This window comes from Streptomyces sp. NPDC059371 (assembly GCF_042751995.1).
Lineage (GTDB): Bacteria > Actinomycetota > Actinomycetes > Streptomycetales > Streptomycetaceae > Streptomyces.
The window spans coordinates 33,936-55,666 of record NZ_JBHYXD010000032.1 but is presented as its reverse complement, the minus strand read 5'-3'; the positions used below and the strand labels follow the sequence as shown (position 1 = coordinate 55,666).

The window sequence follows — 21,731 nt, the reverse complement described above, 5'->3', positions numbered from 1 at the left end:
CGCTGGCATTTCACCGGCCGAAGGACTTCGAGGAGCGACGCGCATGACCCTCCGCCTGCAGTCGATCACCCGTGACGAACATCTGGCGTTCGTCCGCTCGCGGCCCTCGGCCAGCCATATGCAGGTGCCGTCCTGGGGGGACGTGAAGCCGGACTGGCGGGCCGAGAGCCTCGGCTGGTTCGACGCGGACGGCCGCCTCCAAGGGGCCGGTCTCGTGCTGCTGCGCCCGCTGCCGAAGGTCAGGCGGTACCTCGCGTATCTGCCCGAGGGTCCCGTCATCGACTGGCACGACCCGGATCTCGCCGAACGCTGGCTCCGGCCGATGGTCGCCCATCTGAAGTCACGCGGCGCGTTCACCGTGAAGATGGGCCCGCCCGTCGTCACGCGCCGCTGGAGCGCGGACACGGTCAAGACGGCCATCGCCGATCCGGCGGCGCGGCGCCTCGGCGAGGTGACGGCCTCCTCGCACGAGCCGGGCGCCGCCGAGATCGCCGAGCGGCTGCGGGCCATGGGCTGGAAGCGGACCGAGCCGGGCGGCGAGGACGGCTTCGCGGCGGGCCAGCCGCGCTACGTCTTCCAGGTCCCCTTCGCCGGACGTTCCCTGGAGGAGATCCACAAGGGCCTCAACCAGCAGTGGCGGCGCAACATCAAGAAGGCCGACAAGGCCGGCGTCGAGGTGGTCAGGGGCGGTTACGACGAACTGCCCGCCTTCTACGAGCTCTACGCGGAGACGGCGGAACGGGACCGCTTCATCCCGCGCCCGCTGCCCTACTTCCAGCGGATGTGGACCTCGCTGACGGCCGAGGACCCCGACCGCATGCGGCTGTATCTCGCCCGCCACGAGGGCGACGTCCTTGCCGCGGCCACCATGCTGACCGTCGGCAGCCATGTCTGGTACTCCTACGGCGCCTCCACCGGCCGCAAGCGCGAGGTGCAGCCCAACAACGCCATCCAGTGGCGCATGATGAGCGACGCCCACGCGCTGGGCGCCGCCGTGTACGACTTCCGCGGGATCACCGACACCCTCGACGAGAGCGACCACCTCGTCGGACTGCTGCGCTTCAAGGCGGGGGCGGGCGGCGAGGCGGCGGAGTACCTCGGGGAGTGGGACCTCCCCATCAACCGGCTGCTGCACAAGGCGCTGGACGTCTACATGTCCCGTCGCTGAGGCGGTACGAACCGGCCCCGGTCTCAGCATCCAGGACAGCTGTATGAGCGGTTCACACTCCTGACGAAGTCCACTACCCTGGACTCGGTAGTGCATCGTGATGAACGCCCGACCATAGCCAGCCAGCCCCCAGGACCGCCCGTGAGCACCCCCAGCGCCACCACCTCGTCGTCCGCATCCGTTCCCGGGACGGAGCACGCCCCCGTGTCCCCGGGCGGCGCGCCCGGTCGTCTCGGTTCCCTCGGGCCCGTCGGACTGGTGCTGGCCGGGGGGATCTCGGTCCAGTTCGGCGGCGCCCTCGCGGTGACCCTCATGCCGCGGGCCGGCGCGCTCGGCGTGGTGACCCTGCGCCTGCTCGCCGCCGCGGTGATCCTGCTCGTGGTCTGCCGTCCCCGGCTGCGCGGTCACTCGCGCGCCGACTGGGGGACGGTCGCCGTCTTCGGCATCGCCATGGGCGCGATGAACGGCCTCTTCTACGAGTCGGTCGCCCGCATCCCCCTCGGCGCCGCCGTCACCCTGGAGGTGCTCGGCCCCCTCGCCCTCTCGGTGCTGGCCTCCCGCCGCGCGGTCAACGCGGTCTGGGCGGGCCTCGCCCTGTGCGGGGTCTTCCTGCTGAGCGGCGGAGGGTTCGGCTCCCTGGACCCGGTGGGCGTGGCCTTCGCACTCGGGGCGGGCGCGATGTGGGCGGCGTACATCGTCTTCAGCGCCCGTACGGGCCGCCGTTTCCCGCAGGCCGACGGGCTGGCGCTGGCCATGGCCGTGGCGGCGCTGCTGTTCCTCCCGCTGGGGATCGCCGAGTCCGGCACCCGGCTCCTTGACCCGGCCACGGTGGCGCTCGGCTCCGCGGTCGCGGTCCTCTCCTCGGTCCTGCCCTACACCCTCGAACTCCTCGCGCTGCGCCGCCTGCCCGCCTCCACCTTCGCGGTGCTCATGAGCCTGGAGCCCGCCATCGCCGCGACAGCGGGCTTCCTCATCCTCGACCAGTCCCTGTCCGCGACCCAGTCGGCCGCGATCGCCCTCGTCATCGGCGCGAGCATCGGCGCGGTACGGACCCAGGTGGGCCGAGGCAAGGCGACGCTCCCGCTCGACGCCCCCTGACACCCGCCCGGCGCGGGATCCGGTCACGGCCGCGGCCGCGGCGGCCCGGGGGCAGTCCGGGGCCCCGGGGCGGCCCCGACACCCACCCGGCCGCTCCCCGGCACGGCCACGGCCGGCCGACCCGTCGCGAGCCGCCCCGACCGCGCGATGCGACGCCCCGACGCCCACACCCTCCCGACGCCTCCGGTGTCGACGTCCACCTGGCGCCCTCGGCGCCGACTCCCGCCTGGCGCCCTCGGTGCCTGCGCCCGCGTGGCGCACCCGGCACCGACGCCCTCCCGACGCCCCCGGTGTCGACGTCCACCTGGCGCCCTCGGCGCCGACGCCCGCCTGGCGCCCTCGGTGCCTGCGCCCGCGTGGCGCACCCGGCGCCGACGCCCTCCCGGCGCCCCCGGCACCGACGTCCACCCGGCGCCCTCGGTGCCAACGTCCACCCGGCACCCCCGGTGCCACGCGCCCCGGTGGCACCCCGGGCGCCCCGGCTCAGGAAGCCGTGTCCAGCCACTCCGCGAACGCCGGGCCCGTCAGCCGGGCGTCCGCCCCGGGGAGCAGGCCGCCGTTCTCGAAGAGGTCCCGCTCCGGGTTGGCCGGGTCGCTCACGGCGATCACCTTCGCGGCCGGGTCCCGGCGGGACAGCAGCAGCCGGGCCGCCTCCTCCAGGCTCTCCTCGCGCGGACCGGCCACCTCCGGGAACGGGGCCCGCGCCCCCGGTGCCTCCTCCGCCTCCGCCATCTCCACCAGCGCCTCCGCGACGGCCCGCGCCGCGACGAGCTGGGTCCGCATCCTCGGGACGTGGACGGTGTCGCCCTGGCGCCCCCACTGCGTGAACTGCTCCACGAGCTCGTGGAACTGCGCCGCCCGCAGCACCCGCACCGGCACCGGTCCCGCCAGCACCGCGCGCTCGTGCTCCAGCTTGGCGGCGTTGTAACCGGCGACCGAGGCGTCGATGCCGATGATCGACACGACGACCAGCCGGCCGACCCCGGCCTTCTGCCCGGCCTCGTGCAGATTGCGGGCCGCGGCCGTGAAGAACTCCGTCGCCACCTCCATGTCGGGCGAGGGCGTGCTGGACGCGTCGATCACGATGTCCACACCCTCCAGCGCCTCGGCCAGTCCGGCGCCGGTGACGATGTCGACCCCGGTGGCCCGCGACATCGGCACGACGGTGTGCCCGCGCTCCGCCAGCACGTCCACGACATGCCGCCCGAGCCGCCCGGTCGCCCCGGCCACCGCGATCTTCTTGGTCTCGCTCATGCTCACGTCTCCCTCTGTTCCCTCTTGCCGCGTCGTCATCGGTATGACGGACCGGGGACAGGACATGTGACGGGTTCGGGGCGGGAAGCGGAGAAATAAATTGATGCAAGCATGCTTGATTGTTTCTGGGGGCGCTGAGATGCTCCCCCCATGTCCGATCCGACGCCCGTGTTCGACGATCTGCGTGACGAAAGCGAAGAACTCGACCGGCTCGTGGCCGAGTTCCGTCCGGAGCAGTGGACGCTCCCGACACCCGCGCCGCACTGGACCGTCGCCCATCAGATCGCCCACCTCGCCTGGACCGACCACTCCGCCCTCCTGTCCGTCACGGACGCCGACGCCTTCCACGGCCTCGTCGAGAAGGCGCTCGCGGCGCCCACGACGTTCGTGGACGACGGCGCCGACGCCGGGGCCCGGCTGCCGTCCGCCGAACTGCTGGCGCGCTGGCGCGCGGGGCGCGCCGCGCTGGACCGGGCCCTGCGGGAGGCCGTGCCGGGCACCCGCTTCCCCTGGTACGGCCCGCCCATGTCCGGCGCCTCCATGGCCACCGGCCGGCTCATGGAGACCTGGGCCCACGGCCAGGACGTCGCCGACGCCCTCGGTGTGGTCCGCGCCCCCACCGACCGGCTCCGGCACGTGGTCCGCATCGGGGTGCGCACACGGGACTTCGCCTTCGCCGCGCGCGGGCTCGCCGCGCCCGCCGAGGAGTTCCGGGTGGAGATCCTCGCCCCCTCCGGCGACACCTGGACCTACGGTCCCGAGGACGCCCCCCAGCGCGTCACCGGCACCGCCCTCGACTTCTGTCTGCTGGTCACCCAGCGGGCGAACCGCGCCGACGTCGACGTGCGCGCCGAGGGGCCCGACGCCGACCGCTGGCTCGACGTCGCCCAGGCCTTCGCGGGCCCGCCCGGCGACGGACGCCCGCCGAAGGAGGACGCGGAGTGACGCTGCGCATCGGCAACGCCTCCGGCTTCTACGGCGACCGCTTCGACGCCCTGCGCGAGATGCTCACCGGCGGGGAACTCGACGTCCTCACCGGTGACTACCTCGCCGAGCTGACCATGCTGATCCTGGGCCGGGACCGGATGAAGGACCCCGCCGCCGGATACGCCCGTACCTTCCTGCGGCAGCTCGAGGACTGTCTCGGTCTGGCGCACGAGCGGTCCGTGAAGATCGTGACGAACGCCGGGGGCCTCAACCCGGCGGGGCTCGCCGACGCCGTACGGGAACTGGCCGGCCGGCTCGGCATCCCGGTGCGCGTCGCCCACGTCGAGGGCGACGACCTCACCGCCGCGTTCCCGGGCAGTCTCGCGGCCCACGCCTACCTCGGCGGCTTCGGCATCGCCGAGTGCCTGTCGGCGGGCGCGGACATCGTGGTCACCGGACGGGTCACCGACGCGGCCCTGGTCACCGGGCCCGCCGCCGCACACTTCGGCTGGCGGCCCACGGACCACGACCGGCTCGCGGGAGCCGTCGTCGCCGGGCACGTGCTGGAGTGCGGGACCCAGGCCACCGGCGGCAACTACTCCTTCTTCGGCGACGGCGACGTACGCCGCCCCGGCTTCCCGCTCGCGGAGATCCACGAGGACGGGAGCTGCGTCATCACCAAGCACCCCGGCACCGGCGGCTTCGTCGACGTCGGCACGGTCACCGCGCAGCTTCTGTACGAGACCGGGGGCGCCCGGTACGCGGGACCCGACGTCACCGCCCGCCTGGACACCGTACGGCTCGTCCAGGACGGCCCCGACCGGGTGCGGATCGAGGGCGTGCGCGGCGAGGCGCCGTCCCCCACCCTCAAGGTCGGCCGCAACAGGCTCGGCGGCTTCCGCAACGAGGTGACCTTCGTCCTGACCGGACTCGGCATCGAGGCCAAGGCCGCGCTGGTGCGGGAGCAGATGGGCGACGCGCTCGCCAGGACGCCGCCCGCGGACGTGCGGTGGGAGCTGGTGCGCACCGACCGGGCCGACGCGGACACCGAGGAGACGTCCAGCGCCCTGCTGCGGCTCGTCGTCCGCGATCCCGACCAGGCCACCGTGGGACGCGCGCTGAGCGGGGCGGCCATCGAGCTGGCGCTCGCCAGCTATCCCGGATTCCATGTGCTGGCGCCACCGGGGAAGGGCGCGCCCTATGGGGTCTTCGAGGATGTGTACGTCCCCCAGGGCGCGGTGAACCATGTGGCCGTCCTCCACGACGGGAGCCGCCTCTCGGTGATCCCGGCCCAGGACACGCTCGTACTGGAGACACTCGAAGAACCGCCACTGCCCGAGCCGTTGCCCGCGGGTCCGGCCCGCCGCGCCCCCCTCGGCCTGATCGCCGGCGCCCGCAGCGGCGACAAGGGCGGCAACGCCAACGTCGGCGTCTGGGTCCGCACCGACGAGGCCTGGGGCTGGCTCGCCCATGAACTGACGGCCGACCGCTTCCGGGAACTGCTCCCGGAGAGCCGCCCGCTGAAGGTCGTCCGGCACGTCCTGCCCGGCCTGCGCGCCCTCAACTTCGTGGTCGAGGGCATCCTCGGCGAAGGCGTCGCCTCCCAGGCCCGCTTCGACCCACAGGCCAAGGCGCTCGGCGAATGGCTCCGCTCCCGTCACCTCGACATCCCGGAGGTCCTGCTATGACGGTCCTTTCGTCCGCCCTGGACGTGGGCGGCCAGGACTACCGGGCGAACCGCGAGGTCATGCTCGCCAAGCTCGCCGACCTCGACACCGAGCACGCCAAGGCCCTCGCGGGCGGCGGCGAGAAGTACGTCGAGCGGCACCGGCAGCGCGGCAAGCTGCTCGCCCGCGAGCGCATCGAGCTGCTGCTCGACCCCGACACGCCCTTCCTGGAGCTGTCGCCGCTCGCGGCCTACGGCAGCGACTACACGGTGGGCGCCTCGCTCGTCACCGGTATCGGCGTGGTCGAGGGCGTCGAGTGCCTGATCACCGCCAACGACCCGACCGTGCGCGGCGGCGCCAGCAACCCGTGGAGCCTGAAGAAGGCGCTGCGGGCGAACGACATCGCCCTCGCGAACCGGCTGCCCTGCATCAGCCTGGTCGAGTCGGGCGGCGCCGATCTGCCCTCGCAGAAGGAGATCTTCATCCCCGGGGGCGCGATCTTCCGCGACCTCACGCGGCTGTCGGCGGCCGGGATCCCCACGGTGGCCGTGGTCTTCGGGAACTCGACGGCCGGCGGCGCGTACGTCCCCGGCATGTCGGACCACGTGATCATGGTCAAGGAGAAGGCGAAGGTCTTCCTCGGCGGCCCGCCGCTGGTGAAGATGGCCACCGGCGAGGAGAGCGACGACGAGTCGCTGGGCGGCGCGGAGATGCACGCGCGCGTGTCGGGCCTCGCGGACTACTTCGCCGTCGACGAGCGGGACGCGCTGCGCCAGGCCCGCAGGGTCGTCGCCCGGCTCAACCACCGCAAGGCGTACGGCGATCCGGCCCCGGCCGAGCCCCCCAAGTACGACGAGGACGAACTGCTGGGAATCGTCCCCGGCGATCTGAAGCACCCCTTCGACCCGCGCGAGGTGATCGCCCGGATCGTCGACGGCTCGGACTTCGACGAGTTCAAGCCGCTGTACGGGACGAGCCTGACCACCGGCTGGGCGAGCCTGCACGGCTACCCGGTCGGCATCCTCGCCAACGCGCAGGGCGTGCTGTTCAGCGCCGAGTCCCAGAAGGCCGCCCAGTTCATCCAGCTGGCCAACCAGCGCGACATCCCGCTGCTCTTCCTGCACAACACCACCGGCTACATGGTCGGCAAGGAGTACGAGCAGGGCGGCATCATCAAGCACGGCGCGATGATGATCAACGCGGTGAGCAACTCGCGGGTCCCGCATCTGTCGGTGCTCATGGGCGCCTCCTACGGTGCCGGGCACTACGGGATGTGCGGACGCGCCTACGACCCGCGGTTCCTGTTCGCCTGGCCCAGTGCCAAATCGGCCGTGATGGGACCGCAGCAGCTCGCGGGTGTCCTGTCGATCGTCGCCCGGCAGTCGGCCGCGGCGAAGGGCCGCCCGTACGACGACGACGCGGACGCGGCGCTGCGCGCCATGGTGGAGCAGCAGATCGAGTCCGAGTCGCTGCCGATGTTCCTGTCCGGGCGGCTGTACGACGACGGGGTCATCGACCCGCGCGACACCCGCACCGTCCTCGGCCTGTGCCTGTCCGCGATCCACACGGCGCCCTTCGAGGGCGCGCGCGGTGGCTTCGGCGTCTTCCGGATGTGAGGGATCACTTGATTGCGAGTCTGCTGGTCGCCAACCGGGGCGAGATCGCCTGCCGGGTCTTCCGCACCTGCCGTGCGGCCGGGGTGCGCACCGTCGCGGTGTATTCCGACGCCGACGAGAACGCCCTGCACACGCGCGAGGCGGACGCGGCGGTGCGGCTGCCGGGTGCGACACCCGCCGAGACGTATCTGCGGGGCGATCTCGTCGTGCGGGCCGCGCTGGACGCGGGCGCGGACGCGGTGCACCCGGGGTACGGGTTCCTGTCGGAGAACGCGGATTTCGCGCGGGCGGTGATCGACGCCGGGCTGGTGTGGGTCGGGCCGTCTCCCGAGGCGATCGAGGCGATGGCGTCCAAGACGCGGGCCAAGAAGCTGATGGGGCTCGCACCGCTGGAGCGGGTCACCGCCGAGGACCTGCCGGTGCTGGTCAAGGCCGCCGCGGGCGGCGGCGGCCGCGGGATGCGGATCGTCCGTGAACTGGCCGACCTGGACGGCGAGCTGGAGGCGGCCAGGGCGGAGGCGCTGAGCGCCTTCGGTGACGGCGAGGTGTTCGTCGAGCCGTACGTGGAGGGCGGCCGGCACGTCGAGGTGCAGATCCTGGCCGATACGCACGGCACGGTCTGGCCGCTCGGCACCCGCGACTGCTCCCTCCAGCGCCGCCACCAGAAGGTGATCGAGGAGGCGCCCGCCCCCGGGCTCGGGAACGAACTCACGCGCACGCTGTACGAGTTGTCGGTGCGCGCGGCCCGTGCCGTGGACTACGTGGGTGCCGGCACGGTCGAGTTCCTGGTCGCCGACGGCACCGCGCACTTCCTGGAGATGAACACCCGACTCCAGGTCGAACACCCGGTGACGGAGGCGGTGTTCGGGGTCGACCTGGTGGCCCTGCAACTGCGGGTCGCGGAGGGGGAGCGGCTGGAGAGCGAGCCCCCGCCCGCGCGGGGCCACGCGGTGGAGGCCCGGCTGTACGCGGAGGACCCGGCGGGCGCCTGGGCGCCGCAGACGGGCATCCTGCACAGGATCGCCGTCCCGGACGGCGTCCGGCTGGACACCGGGTTCACCGACGGCGACTCGGTCGGCATCCACTACGACCCGATGCTCGCGAAGGTCGTCGCCCACGGCGCCACCCGCGCGGAGGCCGTGCGGAAGCTGGCCGGCGCCCTGGAGCGGGCCACGCTCCACGGCCCGGTCACCAACCGCGATCTGCTCGTACGGTCGCTGCGGCACGAGGAGTTCACCGGGGCCCGGATGGACACCGGGTTCTACGACCGTCACCTCGCCGCGCTGACCGAGCCCGCCCCGGATCCGTACGCCCCGCTGGCCGCGGCCCTGGCCGACGCGCACGGGCGTTCGCGGTTCGGCGGCTGGCGGAACCTGGCGTCGGCTCCGCAGACCAGGCGCTACCGGATGCACGGCGCCGAGCACGAGGCCGCCTACCGGCACACGCGTCAGGGACTCGCGGCCGACGGGGTGCGCGTGCTGCACGCCGACGCCGGCCGTGTCGTCCTCGAAGTGGCGGGCGTGCGGCGGACGTTCGAGGTCACGCGGTATGACGGCGGCCGGGTCTTCGTGAACGCGACCGCGCTGACCGAGCTGCCCCGCTTCCCCGATCCGGCCGCGGACCGGGCTCCGGGCTCACTGCTCGCCCCGATGCCCGGAACCGTGGTCCGGGTGGCCGAGGGGCTCGCCGAGGGTGCCACCGTGCGCGCCGGGGAGGCGCTGCTGTGGCTGGAGGCGATGAAGATGGAACACAGGATCTCGGCGCCGACGGCGGGGACGCTCACGGCCCTGCACGCCGTGGTCGGACAGCAGGTGGAGGTGGGCGCGCTGCTGGCCGTCGTGCGCGAGGAAGCGGCACCCGGGGAGGCGCCGACGGACGACGCCGGGTGAACCGGCGCCCCGCACCTCCCGTACCTCGCGCACCCTTCGTACCTCGCGCACCCTTCGTACCCCGCGCGCCCCTCGTACCTCGTACCTCGCACACCGCTCGTACCGCTCGTACCGCTCGTACCCCTCGTACTCCCGCACTTTCCGTACTTCCGTACCGAGGAGCCCTCATGAGCCCTGTCACAGAGACCGACGAACACAAGGCGCTCCGTTCCGCGGTCGCCGCTCTCGGCAAGCGCTACGGCCGCGAGTACCTCACCAAGGCCGTCGCCGAGGGCGGTCACCCCGACGAGCTGTGGGCCGAGGCGGGCAAGCTCGGCTATCTCGGGGTGAACCTCCCGGAGGAGTACGGCGGCGGAGGCGGCGGCATCGCGGAACTGTCCATCGTCCTGGAGGAGTTGGGCGCGGCGGGCTGTCCGCTGCTGATGCTCGTCGTCTCGCCCGCCATCTGCGGGACGGTCATCGCCCGTTTCGGCACCGAGGAGCAGAAGCGCACATGGCTGCCGGGCCTGTCGGACGGCACCCGCACGATGGCGTTCGGCATCACCGAGCCCGACGCCGGCTCCAACTCGCACCGCATCACGACCACGGCCCGCCGTGACGGCACCGACTGGGTCCTGACCGGCCGCAAGGTGTTCATCTCCGGCGTCGACATCGCCGACGCGACGCTCATCGTGGGCCGTACGGAGGACGCGCGCACCGGCAGCCTCAAGCCCTGCCTGTTCATCGTCCCGCGTGACGCCGAGGGCTTCGGCCGGCGCCAGATCGACATGGAACTGGCCAGTGCCGAGAAGCAGTTCGAGCTCACCCTGGACGAGGTGCGGCTGCCGGCCGACGCGCTGGTCGGTGACGAGGACGCGGGACTGCTGCAACTGTTCGCCGGTCTCAACCCGGAGCGGGTGATGACGGCCGCGTTCGCGATCGGCATGGGCCGTTTCGCGCTCGCCAGGGCCGTGGAGTACGCGCGGGAACGCACCGTCTGGAAGGCGCCGATCGGCGCGCACCAGGCCATCGCCCACCCCCTCGCGCAGGCCCACATCGAGCTCGAACTGGCCCGGCTGATGATGCAGAAGGCCGCGTACCTGTACGACGCGGGCGACGACATCGGGGCGGGGGAGGCCGCCAACATGGCCAAGTACGCGGCCGGGGAGGCCTGTGTACGGGCCGTCGACCAGGCCGTTCACACCCTCGGGGGCAACGGCCTCACCCGGGAGTTCGGCCTCGCGTCCCTCATTACGGCGGCGCGCGTGTCTCGTATCGCGCCGGTGAGCCGGGAGATGATTCTCAACTACGTCTCCCACCAGACCCTGGGCCTGCCCAAGTCGTACTGAGCGCTCTAGGAGGAACCGTGTTCCGCAGCGAGTACGCAGATGTACCGGCCGTCGAGGAACCCATTCACGACGCCGTCCTGGGCCGCGCCGCCGAGCGCGGCGAGACACCCGCGCTCGTCGACGGCGTCGACGGCACCACGCTCAGCTACGCGCAGGTCGACCAGTTCCACCGGCGGCTGGCCGCCGCGTTCGCCGAGGCGGGGCTGCGCAAGGGCGACGTGCTCGCCCTGCACAGCCCCAACACCATCGCCTTCCCCGTGGTCTTCTACGGGGCCACGCGCGCGGGGGCGTCGGTCACCACGGTGCACCCGCTCGCCACGGCGGAGGAGTTCGCCAAGCAGCTCCTGGACTCCTCGGCCCGCTGGATCGTGACCGTCTCGCCCCTGCTGGAGACGGCCCGCCGGGCCGCCGAACTCGCGGGCGGCGTACGGGAGATCTTCGTCTGCGACCAGGCGGAGGGCCACCGGTCCATGCTCGACCTGCTGGGCAGCACCGCGCCCGAACCGCGGGTGGACATCGACCCCGTCGAGGACGTGGCGGCGCTCCCGTACTCCTCGGGCACCACGGGCGTCCCCAAGGGCGTGATGCTCACCCACCGCTCCATAGCCACCAACCTCGCCCAGCTCTCGCCGGCCATGCCGATGGGCCCGGGTGAGCGCATCCTCGCCGTGCTGCCGTTCTTCCACATCTACGGACTGACGGCCCTGATGAACGCGCCCCTGCGGCAGGGCGCCACCGTGGTCGTGCTGCCCCGCTTCGACCTCGACACCTTTCTCGGCGCCATCCAGGAACACCGCATCACCGGTCTGTACGTGGCGCCGCCGATCGTCCTGGCGCTCGCCAAGCACCCCGCCGTCGCGGAGTACGACCTGTCCTCCCTGGAGTACATCGTCTCGGCGGCCGCACCCCTGGACGCCGCGCTCGCGGCCGCCTGTTCGGCCAGGCTCGGGCTGCCGCCGGTGGGCCAGGCCTACGGCATGACCGAACTGTCGCCCGGCACGCACGTCGTCCCGCTCGACGCCGAGAACGCGCCCCCGGGGACGGTCGGCAAACTCGTCGCGGGCACCGAGATGCGCATCGTCTCCCTCGACGACCCGGACAAGGACGTCGGCGTCGGAGAACGCGGTGAGATCGTCGTCCGGGGACCCCAGGTCATGAAGGGCTATCTGGGCCGGCCCGACGCGACCGCCGCGATGATCGACCCCGACGGCTGGCTGCACACCGGGGACGTCGGTCATGTCGACGAGGACGGCTGGTTGTTCGTCGTGGACCGCGTCAAGGAGCTCATCAAGTACAAGGGCTTCCAGGTCGCCCCCGCCGAACTGGAGGCACTGCTGCTCACCCACCCCGGCATCGCTGACGCCGCCGTCATCGGGTCCTACAACGAGGACAACAACGAGGTCCCGCACGCCTTCGTGGTGCGCCAGCCCTCGGCCGCGGACCTCTCCGCGAACGAGATCATGCTGTACGTCGCCGAGCGCGTCTCCCCGTACAAGCGGGTCCGGATCGTCACCTTCATCGACGCCGTCCCGAGGGCCGTCTCCGGGAAGATCCTGCGCCGCGAACTGCGAGGCCTGTCATGACCGTCGTCCGCACGGAACACGAGCGCGGCATCACCACGCTCACCCTGGACTCGCCCGCCACCCGCAACGCGCTGTCGGCCGTCCTCGTGGGCGAGCTCGCCGACGGGCTCACCCGCTGCGGCAAGGACGGCGACGTACGCGCCGTCGTCCTGACCCACACCGGGAACACCTTCTGCGCGGGCGCCGACCTGCGCGACCCCCCGCCGCCGGAGGCCTTCGTCGGCCTGCTCCGGCAGATCGTCGAGCTGCGCAAGCCCGTCGTGGCCCGGGTGGAGGGACACGTCCGGGCGGGCGGCCTCGGCCTGCTCGGGGCCTGTGACATCGCGGCGGCGGGCGAGGAGGCGAGCTTCGCCTTCACCGAGGTACGGATCGGGGTCGCCCCCGCCGTCATCTCGCTGCCGCTGCTGCCCCGCACCGACCCGCGCGCACTCGCCCGGTACTACCTCACCGGCGAGCGCTTCGGCGCCCCCGAGGCGGTCCGCACCGGGCTCCTCACGGCGTCCGGGGACGACGTGGACGCCGTCCTCGCGCCCATCCTCGACGGGCTGCGCCGGGCGGCCCCCGACGCCCTCGCCGAGACGAAGGCGCTGCTCACGGCTAAGGTGCTGGAGACCTTCGACCGGGACGCGGCGGACCTCACCGCGCTCTCGGCCCGGCTGTTCTCCTCCGCGCAGGCCCGCGAGGGCATGACGGCCTTCCTCGAACGACGGGATCCCGCATGGGTGGTGTGAGCGCGACGGAACACGCGGCACGTACTCCGCACGTCCCCAAACAGGACCGCAGCCGGGCCACCCGGCAGCGGCTCCTGGCCGCCGCCGTGGCCTGCCTCGCCGAACACGGCTGGGCGGGCTCCACGGTCTCCGTCGTCGCCGAGCGCGCCGGGGTGTCCCGGGGCGCCGCCCAGCACCACTTCCCCACCCGCGAGGACCTCTTCACGGCGGCCGTCGAGTACGTCGCCGAGGAACGCTCCAGCGCCCTGCGGGACCTCTTCCCCGACGGCCCCGCCGACCGGCGTGCCGTCGTCGAGGCCCTCGTCGGCCTCTACACCGGGCCGCTGTTCCGCGCCGCCCTGCACCTCTGGGTCGCGGCCTCGAACGAGGACCAGCTCCGGGCTCGGGTGACCGAGCTCGAAGGGCGCGTCGGCCGCGAGAGCCACCGCATCGCGGTGGACCTGCTGGGCGCGGACGAGTCGCGGCCCGGGGTGCGCGAGACGGTGCAGGGGCTGCTCGACATGGCGCGCGGTCTCGGCCTCGCGAACCTGCTCACCGACGACACCGCGCGCCGGGAGCGGGTCGTGGCGCAGTGGGGGACGATCGTGGAGGAGACGCTCGGCTGAGCCGCGGCCCCGCGCTCGGCCGAGCCGCGGCACCGCGCTGTCCCCGGCCCCCGGGTCAGGGGCTCAGCCGCTCGATCCGCCAGCCGCCGTCGGGCCGGGCCACGTAACGGAGCCGGTCGTGGAGACGGTTCTCGCGGCCCTGCCAGAACTCGACCGCCTGCGGGGCGATCCGGAAACCGCCCCAGTGCGGCGGCACGGGCACCTGCTCGCCCTCCGGGTAGCGGGCGTCCAGCTCCGCGTACGCGACATCCAGCTCGCCGCGCCCGGAGATGACCGTGGACTGGGTGCTCGCCCAGGCGCCGAGCTGGGAGCCGTGCGGCCGGGTGCGGAAGTACGCGGCGGTCTCCTCCCGGCCCGTGCGCCGCGCCGTCCCGGTGACGATGACCTGCCGGGCCAGCGGATGCCACGGGAAGAGCAGCGAGATGTACGGGTTGTGGGCCAGCTCGCGGGCCTTGCGCGAGTCGTAGTTCGTGTAGAAGACGAAGCCCTGGTCGTCGTACCCCTTGAGCAGCACCGTGCGCGAGCTGGGCCGGCCCTCGGCGTCCGCCGTGGAGACGACCATCGCGTTCGGTTCGTGCACGAAACCGCGGACCGCCGCCTGCGCCGCCTGCTCGAACCAGCGGGAGAACTGTTCCATGGGGTGCGCGGCGAGATCGCCCTCGTCGAGTCCCTCGGCGCGGTAGTGCGCCCGCATGGACGCCGGGTCGGCGGCGATCTCCTCGTGCGCGGCTTCGGCGGCCTCGGCCGCGGCCTTGATGAGGGGCTCGTTCGTGGATTCGTCCGGGACACGATCGTTCACGCCGTCATCCTGCCGTATCGGGACCCCGCGCGGGCCGGGTGCGCGGGCGGGTGTGCTTCGTCACGCAGTGGCACTCAGTGCCGCGTTCTCTCCCTGAAGATGGCACTCGGGGATATCGTGCTGGTGCCGTTCCGGTTGGAGGACCAGTCGTACGGGGCATCACCGGGGTGACCGCTTTCGGACCGCGAGTCGGCGGAGACGGACCGAAGAACATTCGGGAGTCTTCGCGGAAGACCGTGGAACCGGCCGGCGCAGCGCCTCACCGTCGACCGTCACCCCCACCGGGGCGCAGGGTCACCACCACCCCGACAACACCATCCGTCGCACACATCACGAGGAGCCGCCTGATGTCCGACTTCGTACCCGGACTCGAAGGAGTCGTCGCGTTCGAGACGGAGATCGCCGAACCCGATAAGGAGGGCGGCGCTCTTCGGTACCGGGGCGTCGACATCGAGGACCTCGTCGGCCACGTCTCCTTCGGCAACGTCTGGGGACTCCTCGTCGACGGCGCCTTCAACCCCGGCCTGCCGCCCGCCGAGCCGTTCCCGATCCCCGTCCACTCCGGCGACATCCGTGTCGACGTGCAGTCCGCGCTCGCGATGCTCGCCCCCGTCTGGGGTCTCAAACCCCTCCTCGACATCGACGCGGAGGAGGCCCGCGAGGACCTCGCCCGCGCCGCCGTCATGGCGCTGTCGTACGTCGCCCAGTCCGCCCGCGGGCAGGGCCTTCCCATGGTCCCGCAGAACGAGATCGACAAGGCCCACTCCATCGTCGAGCGGTTCATGATCCGCTGGCGCGGAGAGCCGGACCCCAAACACGTCGCCGCCGTCGACGCCTACTGGACGTCGGCCGCCGAGCACGGCATGAACGCCTCCACCTTCACGGCCCGTGTGATCGCCTCGACCGGCGCGGACGTCGCCGCGGCGCTCTCCGGGGCCGTGGGAGCCATGTCGGGCCCGCTGCACGGCGGCGCCCCCTCCCGTGTCCTCGGCATGATCGAGGAGATCGAGCGCACCGGGGACGCCGACGCCTACGTCCGGCGGGCCCTCGACAACGGCGAGCGCCTCATGGGCTTCGGCCACCGCGTCTACCGCGCCGAGGACCCGCGCGCGCGGGTGCTGCGCCGCACCGCGCGCGAGCTGGGCGCCCCCCGCTTCGAGGTCGCCGAAGCCCTGGAGAAGGCCGCCCTCGCCGAGCTCCACGCCCGCCGCCCGGACCGTGTCCTCGCGACGAACGTCGAGTTCTGGGCGGCCATCGTCCTGGACTTCGCCGAGATCCCGGCGCACATGTTCACGTCCATGTTCACGTGCGCCCGTACCGCGGGCTGGTCGGCGCACATCCTGGAGCAGAAGCGCACCGGCCGCCTGGTGCGCCCCTCCGCGCACTACGTGGGCCCCGGCACGCGCGGTGTCGAGGAGATCGAGGGCTTCGGGGACATCGCGCACTGACCCGTGCGGGGCGCACCGACCCGGTGCGGGGCCGTCCGTCATCACGCGGGAGCGAGCAGCTCCGCGTGGTGGCGGGCGGCGACGAGCGGGTGCGCCCGCAGCTTGCCCTTGAGCTCGTTGAAGCCGTACTCGGCGAAGAGCGGATTCGACGGGTCGTCGGTGACGCCGGGCGCGGCGGAGGCGTGCGGGAACGGCAGCGGCTCGATCCGGGCGTCCAGGCGCGGGTTGTAGAAGAACGGCACCGAGAACCGCTCGGTGGCCCCGGCCGGACTCACCACCCGGTGGTTGGTCGCCACGAGATAGCCGTTGGTCGCGACCTCCAGGAGCTCGCCCAGGTTGACCACGAAGGCACCCGGCAGCGGCGGCACGTCGTGGAAACGGCTGTCCTCGCGCTGCACCTGGAGCCCGCCGATCCGGTCCTGGAGCAGCAGCGTCAGGAATCCGTAGTCCTTGTGCGCGCCCACGCCCTGATCGGCCCCGTCGCCGGCGCTCCCCGGGTAACGCACCAGCTTCAGGTGCGGGTGCGCGCGCTCGCCGAAGATCGGGTCGTAGAAGCCGGCGGGAGCCCCGATGGCGGTCAGCAGCTCGCGCAGCAGCCGGGCCGCGACCGCGCTCAGCCGTTCCATCCAGGCCAGCGCGGCCGTCCGCAGCTCCGGCAGCGCGGCCGGCCACTGGTTCGGCCCCTGGAGCCACCAGTACGCGGGCTCGCCGGGACGAGGAGTCCGCGCGGGCCGCTCGGCGCCGATGTCGAGCTGGTCCCGCCAGTCCCGGCTGCCGCCGGTGCGCTCGTCGCCCGTCCGCGTGTACCCGCGGAAGTGCGGTGAGAAGACGTTGTCGAGGGCCAGCCGGTCGGCCTCGGGGAGCGCGAAGAACCGGTGCATGGCCCGCAGCAGCGCGTCGGTCTCGGCCTCGGTCACTCCGTGCCCGACGAGCTGGAAGAACCCCACGTCGTGGGCGGCGCTGTGGAGCTGCGCGTGCAGCAGCGCCCGTGCCTGGGGACCGCGGTCGGCCGCCGAGAGGTCGATGATCGGAAGCTGCTGGTACGGGGCCGGGGGCCGCTCGTTCGGGGCGGCGGTGGAATACGTGGAAGACGTGTTCGTCGTCATGGGGTGCGTCCGCGGGGTCTACGGGTGCCCGGGCGGCCGCCGGGGGTGGGGCGGGGGCCACGGGTGCCGGGAAGGGAAGAAGCCGTGCGAAGGGGGCCGGTCAGGCAGAAGGCCGACAGCCCATGCTCGTGACGCGCACGAAATCCACGTGGCGGCGTCGGACGAGCATCGGAAGCATGGCCACAGCGTACTGCTCTCCCCGCGAACCATCTGTGACCTGGATCACCCGAGGGTCTGCGCTCACCCGGAGGCCTGCGATCGCCCGGGGTCTGCCCGGAAGCGACGGGTGCGATCACTCGGGGTCTGCCCGGAAGCGACGGCTGCGATCACTCGGGGTCTGCCCGAAGGTGACGGGCGTGGGCCGGGAACGCGGACGACCCGTGAGCTCGGGTCCCTGCGCCTCGCGGCGACGGGGCCGGCCGGACGTACCGGCGAGCTCACGGGTCGGGTGACTGCGTTGGATTGGGCCGGCTGCATGCGTGTCGCATGCCGGTCCGGCGCCGAACCGAGTCCGACAACGGGCCGTCAGCCCGCAGCCACCTCGTATGTCCGGGTTTCCGTCATGAGCCGAACCACCTCCTCTCCTACGTGTGGAGAACTTTAGGAACCCGTCCCGGAAGGCTCAAGCGATTTATTCGCGTTGTTCGCGCTGTTCGCGGCACACAGGGATTTCCCTCGTCTTCGTGCATCTTCGGGGAACGAGGTGTGGGCTGGGTCACGTTCGAGTTGAATGGTGACGAGTGAGCGAACTGTCGCGCCGTACACAACGGACGCAGCCTGCAGGGGGTCCAGGTGAGTGCTTCCCGGCGTAGTGGGACCACCGACGAGCTGGGGCCGGACGAGCCCGAGCCGGACGGCTCCGATCTGCTTGCCGCGCTGCTGGACGGCATGGACGCGGCCCTGTGCGCCTTCGACGCCGACGGCGTCCTCACCCACTGGAACCGCGAGGCCGAGCGCATTCTCGGGTGGACGGCGGCCGAGGCGGTGGGGCGGCGCGGATTCGCCGGCTGGGCCGTGCGCACAGCGGACGCCCAGGAGGTCGAGAGCCGGCTGATGTCCGCCATGGAGGCGCCCGGCCGCCAGGTGCACGAGTTCGCGCTCCTCACCAAGGACGGCGGACGGGTCCTCGTCCGCACCCAGTCCGCCGCCGTCCGCGGTCCGGAGGGCAAGCCCGCCGGGGTGTACTGCGCCTTCAGCGAGGTGCACACCCAGATCGACCTCGAACGGTCGATCGCCCTGAGCGAGGCGCTCTTCGAGGACGCCGGCTGGGGCGTGGTGCTGGTCGACGCGGACCTGCGGCCCGCCGTCGTCAACGCGTACGCCGCGCAGGCCCTCGGCACCGGACGCAGCTCCGCCCTCGGCCGGCCTCTGGGGGACCTGCTCTCCCAGGGCGTCGAGGAGCTGGAGAGCGCCCTCACCCACGTCCTGTCCGAAGGTGCGCCACCGGCCCCCGCGGAGATGTGGGTGAGCCTGCGCACGCCGGAGGGGGAGAAGCGGCGGTGCTGGCGCAGCGGCTTCGTGCGGCTCGCCTCGCCGCTCGCGGAGGAGCCCGTACCGCTCGGTGTCGGCTGGCTCTTCCAGGACGTCACCGAGGCCAAGCAGACCGAGCAGGAGGCGGCGCTGCTGCGCTTCCGCGCCAACCAGCTGCACCGTGCCGCGCGGGCCGCGGCCGAGTGCGAGAACCCGGGCGAGGCCGCCGCCGTCCACCTCGACTTCGCCCTCGCGGGCTTCGCCGACCACGCCCTGGTCGACCGGGTGGCCCCGGGTGGGCCGGCGAACGGGGAGGGGCCCGTCCGGCTCGTACGGACCGTCGCCACGCCCGCCGGGTCGCCCGGACCGAGCCACATCACCGGCAAGGCCGGACTGCCCCTGCGCTACGGGGAGGGACACCCCGCGCTCCAGTGCGTGGACCGCGCCGGTTCGGTCCGGGCCGACGCGGCCGCCGCCGAACCCGAGCAGGCGCGCGAATGGGCCCTGGCCCGGCAGTGGCCGCGCGACTCCGTGTACGCCCTGTGCGCCGTGCTGCGCAGCCGGGGCCGGACGCTCGGCGTCGTGACGTTCCTGCGGAGCGCGGGCCGCAGCCGGTTCGAACGCACGGACGCGATGTACGCGGAGGACGTGGCCGTACGGATCGCGATGGCCCTGGACCTGGAGCAACTCGCGGACAAGCCTTCGGGCCCGTGAGCTCCGGGCCCGTGAGCTTCCGCCGGCCCGATCCGCCGGACACGCTCCTCCGGCCCGATCCGCCGGAAACGGTCTAGCGGCGGTAGAAGATCCGGTCCCCGTACTCCGTCATGACCCGGCCGTTCCATTCGTGGCCGCCGTCGACGTTGCCCGAGCGGAGGAGGGGCGGCTCGATGCCGCGGTCCGCGAGGGCGCCGGCCGCGGTGGCCATCACGGCCTGGAGGAGGGCCGAGGTGACGACGGTCGAGGCGGGGGCGAAGGGCGCCTCGATGGAGTCCAGGGTGAGTTCCGCGTCGCCGACCGGGATCCGCGAGTCGAGGACGACGTCGCAGTGGTCCTTGAGGTAGGTCCCCGACACGTGCCGTGACGTCGTCTCGGTGGCGTAGGCGACGGAGGTGACGCCGATGACCTTCACGCCCAGGGCGCGGGCGTTCATCGCCATCTCCACGGGGAGCGCGTTGCGGCCGGAGAGCGAGATGATCACGAGCAGGTCGCCGGAGCGCAGCGGGCTGGAGTCCAGGACCGCGCTCGCCAGACCGTCGACCCGCTCCAGGGCGGAGCCCAGGGTCGCGGGCATGACGTCGACGCCCACCACTCCCGGTACGGCGAGCAGGTTCATCAGGGCGAGGCCGCCCGCGCGGTAGACGACGTCCTGCGCGGCGAGCGAGGAGTGACCGGCGCCGAAGGCGAAGAGCCGGCCGCCGTCCACGACGGTGTCCGCGATCAGGTTCCCTGCCGCCTCGATCTCCCCGGCGTCCTCGTCCCGTACCTGCCGCAGCAGGCCGATCGCGGCGTCGAAGAACTGCCCGGCCAGCTTGCTGTCGCTCATCGGCGAAGCCCCTTAGAAGTCTCGTCGGCTTGGAGATCTCGTCGGCGCCGGGTCGGCGCGGGGCGGGCGGACGGCTGAACCGGTCGCCCGGCGCGGCCGTACTCCCGTCGTGTCGTGGATCACGTTGCGGTCTGGACCACTGCCCTGTCAATACGGCTTCCGGGGCGCCCGCGAGCACGGCGGCGGGGGCGCCCGACGGCCGGGCGGGTCCTCGTCCGCGCGGATTCCGGGGCGATCGTTGCCAAGCGGTTCGGACGGCGAGGCACGGTTGTCAGTGCTATGCGTCAGAATTGAGTCCAGGGCCAGCGCACAAGCCGGTGGGCCATCGAGTCTCCGGCAGAGCTAATCGAGGGGCACGAATGTCCGGACTGATCGACACCACGGAGATGTATCTCCGCACCATCCTCGAGCTGGAGGAGGAAGGCGTTGTCCCCATGCGCGCCCGGATCGCGGAGCGGCTCGACCAGAGCGGCCCGACGGTGAGCCAGACGGTGGCGCGGATGGAGCGCGACGGTCTGGTGGCGGTGGCGAGCGACCGGCATCTGGAGTTCACGGACGAAGGGCGGCGGCTGGCCACCCGCGTCATGCGCAAGCACCGTCTCGCCGAGTGCCTGCTCGTCGACGTGATCGGCCTGGAGTGGGAGCAGGTGCACGCGGAGGCCTGTCGCTGGGAGCACGTGATGAGCGAGGCGGTGGAGCGGCGCGTGCTGGAACTGCTGCGCCACCCGACCGAGTCGCCGTACGGAAACCCGATCCCGGGCCTGGAGGAGCTGGGCGAGAAGGACGGCGCGGACCCGTTCCTGGACGAGGGCATGGTGGCGTTGTCCGAGCTGGACCCGGGTGTGGACGGCAAGACCGTGGTCGTCCGGCGGATCGGGGAGCCGATCCAGACGGACGCCCAGCTCATGTACACGCTGCGGCGGGCGGGCGTGCAGCCCGGTTCCGTGGTCAGCGTGACCGAATCGGCCGGCGGGGTCCTCGTCGGCAGCGGCGGTGAGGCCGCGGAACTGGAGGCGGACGTTGCCTCGCATGTGTTCGTCGCCAAGCGCTGACGCATCTTCCGGTACCCGCGAGGGGCAGTTCCCGGGCGTTGACCGAGAGGCCGGCAGTCGCTGACCTCCACGTCGGCGTCCGGGAGCACGCCGGACACCGCGGGACACCCCCGGTCCGTACCGCCCCGGACGGGTCAACTGCTGTGGCGGAAGGGGCAGTTGTGATGTTTCCGCGACCATGTCGAAACCAAGATTCAGTGTGCCGAATCGCAGCGCCGAGACCGTTTGCGTGCAAGGCTGTCGCGTGAGGCATATGACCTGAGGGCTCTTGACCGTGTCCGGGAGCGATCGTGCACGGTCGGGGAGGGGGCGTGAGGATGTGCCGCAGATGCGGAGAGGGCCCCCGGGGGGGGCGGGGGCCCGGGGGGTGCTCGCCAGGGTGGTTACCCGGGCCCCCGCAACCCCGGGGATTTACCAGGGGTACGGTGTAGCCAGACGGGGGGCCCC

At 72.8% G+C, this 21,731-nt stretch carries 17 protein-coding genes; 13 read left to right on the top strand and 4 right to left on the bottom strand.

Annotated features, from left to right (window positions below):
• Window positions 1-43 precede the first annotated feature (43 nt).
• Both ACFXGX_RS19960 and ACFXGX_RS19955 read left to right on the top strand, forming a co-directional pair.
• Window positions 44-1,168 (top strand): lipid II:glycine glycyltransferase FemX, encoded by a 1,125-nt coding sequence (locus ACFXGX_RS19960; protein ID WP_384792700.1) that lies wholly within the window; start codon window positions 44-46, stop codon window positions 1,166-1,168.
• A gap of 141 nt (window positions 1,169-1,309) precedes the next feature.
• Window positions 1,310-2,266: a DMT family transporter gene (locus ACFXGX_RS19955; protein WP_384792698.1), complete on the top strand. Its 957-nt coding sequence runs from the start codon at window positions 1,310-1,312 to the stop codon at window positions 2,264-2,266.
• Window positions 2,267-2,749: 483 nt separating this feature from the next.
• Here ACFXGX_RS19955 and ACFXGX_RS19950 read toward each other — a convergent pair whose 3' ends face one another.
• Window positions 2,750-3,520 carry an SDR family oxidoreductase gene (locus tag ACFXGX_RS19950; RefSeq protein ID WP_384792695.1) on the bottom strand — a complete coding sequence of 257 codons (771 nt, stop codon included), beginning with the start codon at window positions 3,518-3,520 and terminating at the stop codon, window positions 2,750-2,752.
• Window positions 3,521-3,670: 150 nt separating this feature from the next.
• Here ACFXGX_RS19950 and ACFXGX_RS19945 point away from each other — a divergent pair, with 150 nt between their 5' ends.
• From ACFXGX_RS19945 to ACFXGX_RS19910, 8 genes are all read left to right on the top strand, one after another.
• Window positions 3,671-4,465: a TIGR03084 family metal-binding protein gene (locus ACFXGX_RS19945; protein ID WP_384792692.1), complete on the top strand. Its 795-nt coding sequence runs from the start codon at window positions 3,671-3,673 to the stop codon at window positions 4,463-4,465.
• Window positions 4,462-6,135, top strand: coding sequence for an acyclic terpene utilization AtuA family protein (locus ACFXGX_RS19940; RefSeq protein ID WP_384792689.1), 1,674 nt, complete (start codon window positions 4,462-4,464; stop codon window positions 6,133-6,135). Before ACFXGX_RS19945 ends, ACFXGX_RS19940 begins: the two co-directional genes overlap by 4 nt.
• A complete protein-coding gene (locus ACFXGX_RS19935) occupies window positions 6,132-7,730 on the top strand; it encodes an acyl-CoA carboxylase subunit beta (protein WP_384792686.1) in 1,599 nt (532 codons plus the stop codon). The genes ACFXGX_RS19940 and ACFXGX_RS19935 overlap by 4 nt, the downstream gene beginning before the upstream one ends.
• Before the next feature lie 8 nt (window positions 7,731-7,738).
• Entirely contained in the window at window positions 7,739-9,619 is a 1,881-nt protein-coding gene (locus ACFXGX_RS19930) for an acetyl/propionyl/methylcrotonyl-CoA carboxylase subunit alpha (protein ID WP_384792683.1), read from the top strand.
• 167 nt (window positions 9,620-9,786) lie between these two features.
• Window positions 9,787-10,947: an acyl-CoA dehydrogenase family protein gene (locus ACFXGX_RS19925; RefSeq protein ID WP_384792680.1), complete on the top strand. Its 1,161-nt coding sequence runs from the start codon at window positions 9,787-9,789 to the stop codon at window positions 10,945-10,947.
• A gap of 17 nt (window positions 10,948-10,964) precedes the next feature.
• Window positions 10,965-12,530, top strand: coding sequence for a 4-coumarate--CoA ligase family protein (locus tag ACFXGX_RS19920; RefSeq protein WP_384792677.1), 1,566 nt, complete (start codon window positions 10,965-10,967; stop codon window positions 12,528-12,530).
• A complete protein-coding gene (locus ACFXGX_RS19915; protein WP_384792674.1) occupies window positions 12,527-13,261 on the top strand; it encodes an enoyl-CoA hydratase family protein in 735 nt (244 codons plus the stop codon). Before ACFXGX_RS19920 ends, ACFXGX_RS19915 begins: the two co-directional genes overlap by 4 nt.
• The gene (locus ACFXGX_RS19910) at window positions 13,249-13,866 is read left to right on the top strand and encodes a TetR/AcrR family transcriptional regulator (RefSeq protein ID WP_382792782.1); all 618 of its coding nucleotides are present in this window, start codon (window positions 13,249-13,251) and stop codon (window positions 13,864-13,866) included. Before ACFXGX_RS19915 ends, ACFXGX_RS19910 begins: the two co-directional genes overlap by 13 nt.
• A gap of 55 nt (window positions 13,867-13,921) precedes the next feature.
• Here the strand turns inward: ACFXGX_RS19910 and pdxH are convergent, their stop codons facing one another.
• Window positions 13,922-14,560 carry a pyridoxamine 5'-phosphate oxidase gene (gene pdxH, locus ACFXGX_RS19905; RefSeq protein ID WP_384792762.1) on the bottom strand — a complete coding sequence of 213 codons (639 nt, stop codon included), beginning with the start codon at window positions 14,558-14,560 and terminating at the stop codon, window positions 13,922-13,924.
• A gap of 452 nt (window positions 14,561-15,012) precedes the next feature.
• Here pdxH and ACFXGX_RS19900 point away from each other — a divergent pair, with 452 nt between their 5' ends.
• Window positions 15,013-16,113, top strand: coding sequence for a citrate synthase 2 (locus ACFXGX_RS19900; protein ID WP_384792671.1), 1,101 nt, complete (start codon window positions 15,013-15,015; stop codon window positions 16,111-16,113).
• 41 nt (window positions 16,114-16,154) lie between these two features.
• Here the strand turns inward: ACFXGX_RS19900 and ACFXGX_RS19895 are convergent, their stop codons facing one another.
• Window positions 16,155-17,219 (bottom strand): isopenicillin N synthase family dioxygenase, encoded by a 1,065-nt coding sequence (locus tag ACFXGX_RS19895; protein WP_384792668.1) that lies wholly within the window; start codon window positions 17,217-17,219, stop codon window positions 16,155-16,157.
• 792 nt (window positions 17,220-18,011) lie between these two features.
• Between ACFXGX_RS19895 and ACFXGX_RS19890 the strand changes: the two genes are divergently transcribed.
• Window positions 18,012-19,403 carry a PAS domain-containing protein gene (locus ACFXGX_RS19890; RefSeq protein WP_384792665.1) on the top strand — a complete coding sequence of 464 codons (1,392 nt, stop codon included), beginning with the start codon at window positions 18,012-18,014 and terminating at the stop codon, window positions 19,401-19,403.
• Between the two features lie 73 nt (window positions 19,404-19,476).
• Here ACFXGX_RS19890 and ACFXGX_RS19885 read toward each other — a convergent pair whose 3' ends face one another.
• Window positions 19,477-20,232 carry an SIS domain-containing protein gene (locus ACFXGX_RS19885; RefSeq protein ID WP_384792662.1) on the bottom strand — a complete coding sequence of 252 codons (756 nt, stop codon included), beginning with the start codon at window positions 20,230-20,232 and terminating at the stop codon, window positions 19,477-19,479.
• Between the two features lie 359 nt (window positions 20,233-20,591).
• Between ACFXGX_RS19885 and ACFXGX_RS19880 the strand changes: the two genes are divergently transcribed.
• On the top strand, window positions 20,592-21,284 hold the full coding sequence (locus ACFXGX_RS19880; RefSeq protein ID WP_384792659.1) for a metal-dependent transcriptional regulator: 693 nt from the start codon (window positions 20,592-20,594) through the stop codon (window positions 21,282-21,284).
• The last annotated feature ends 447 nt before the right edge of the window (window positions 21,285-21,731 follow it).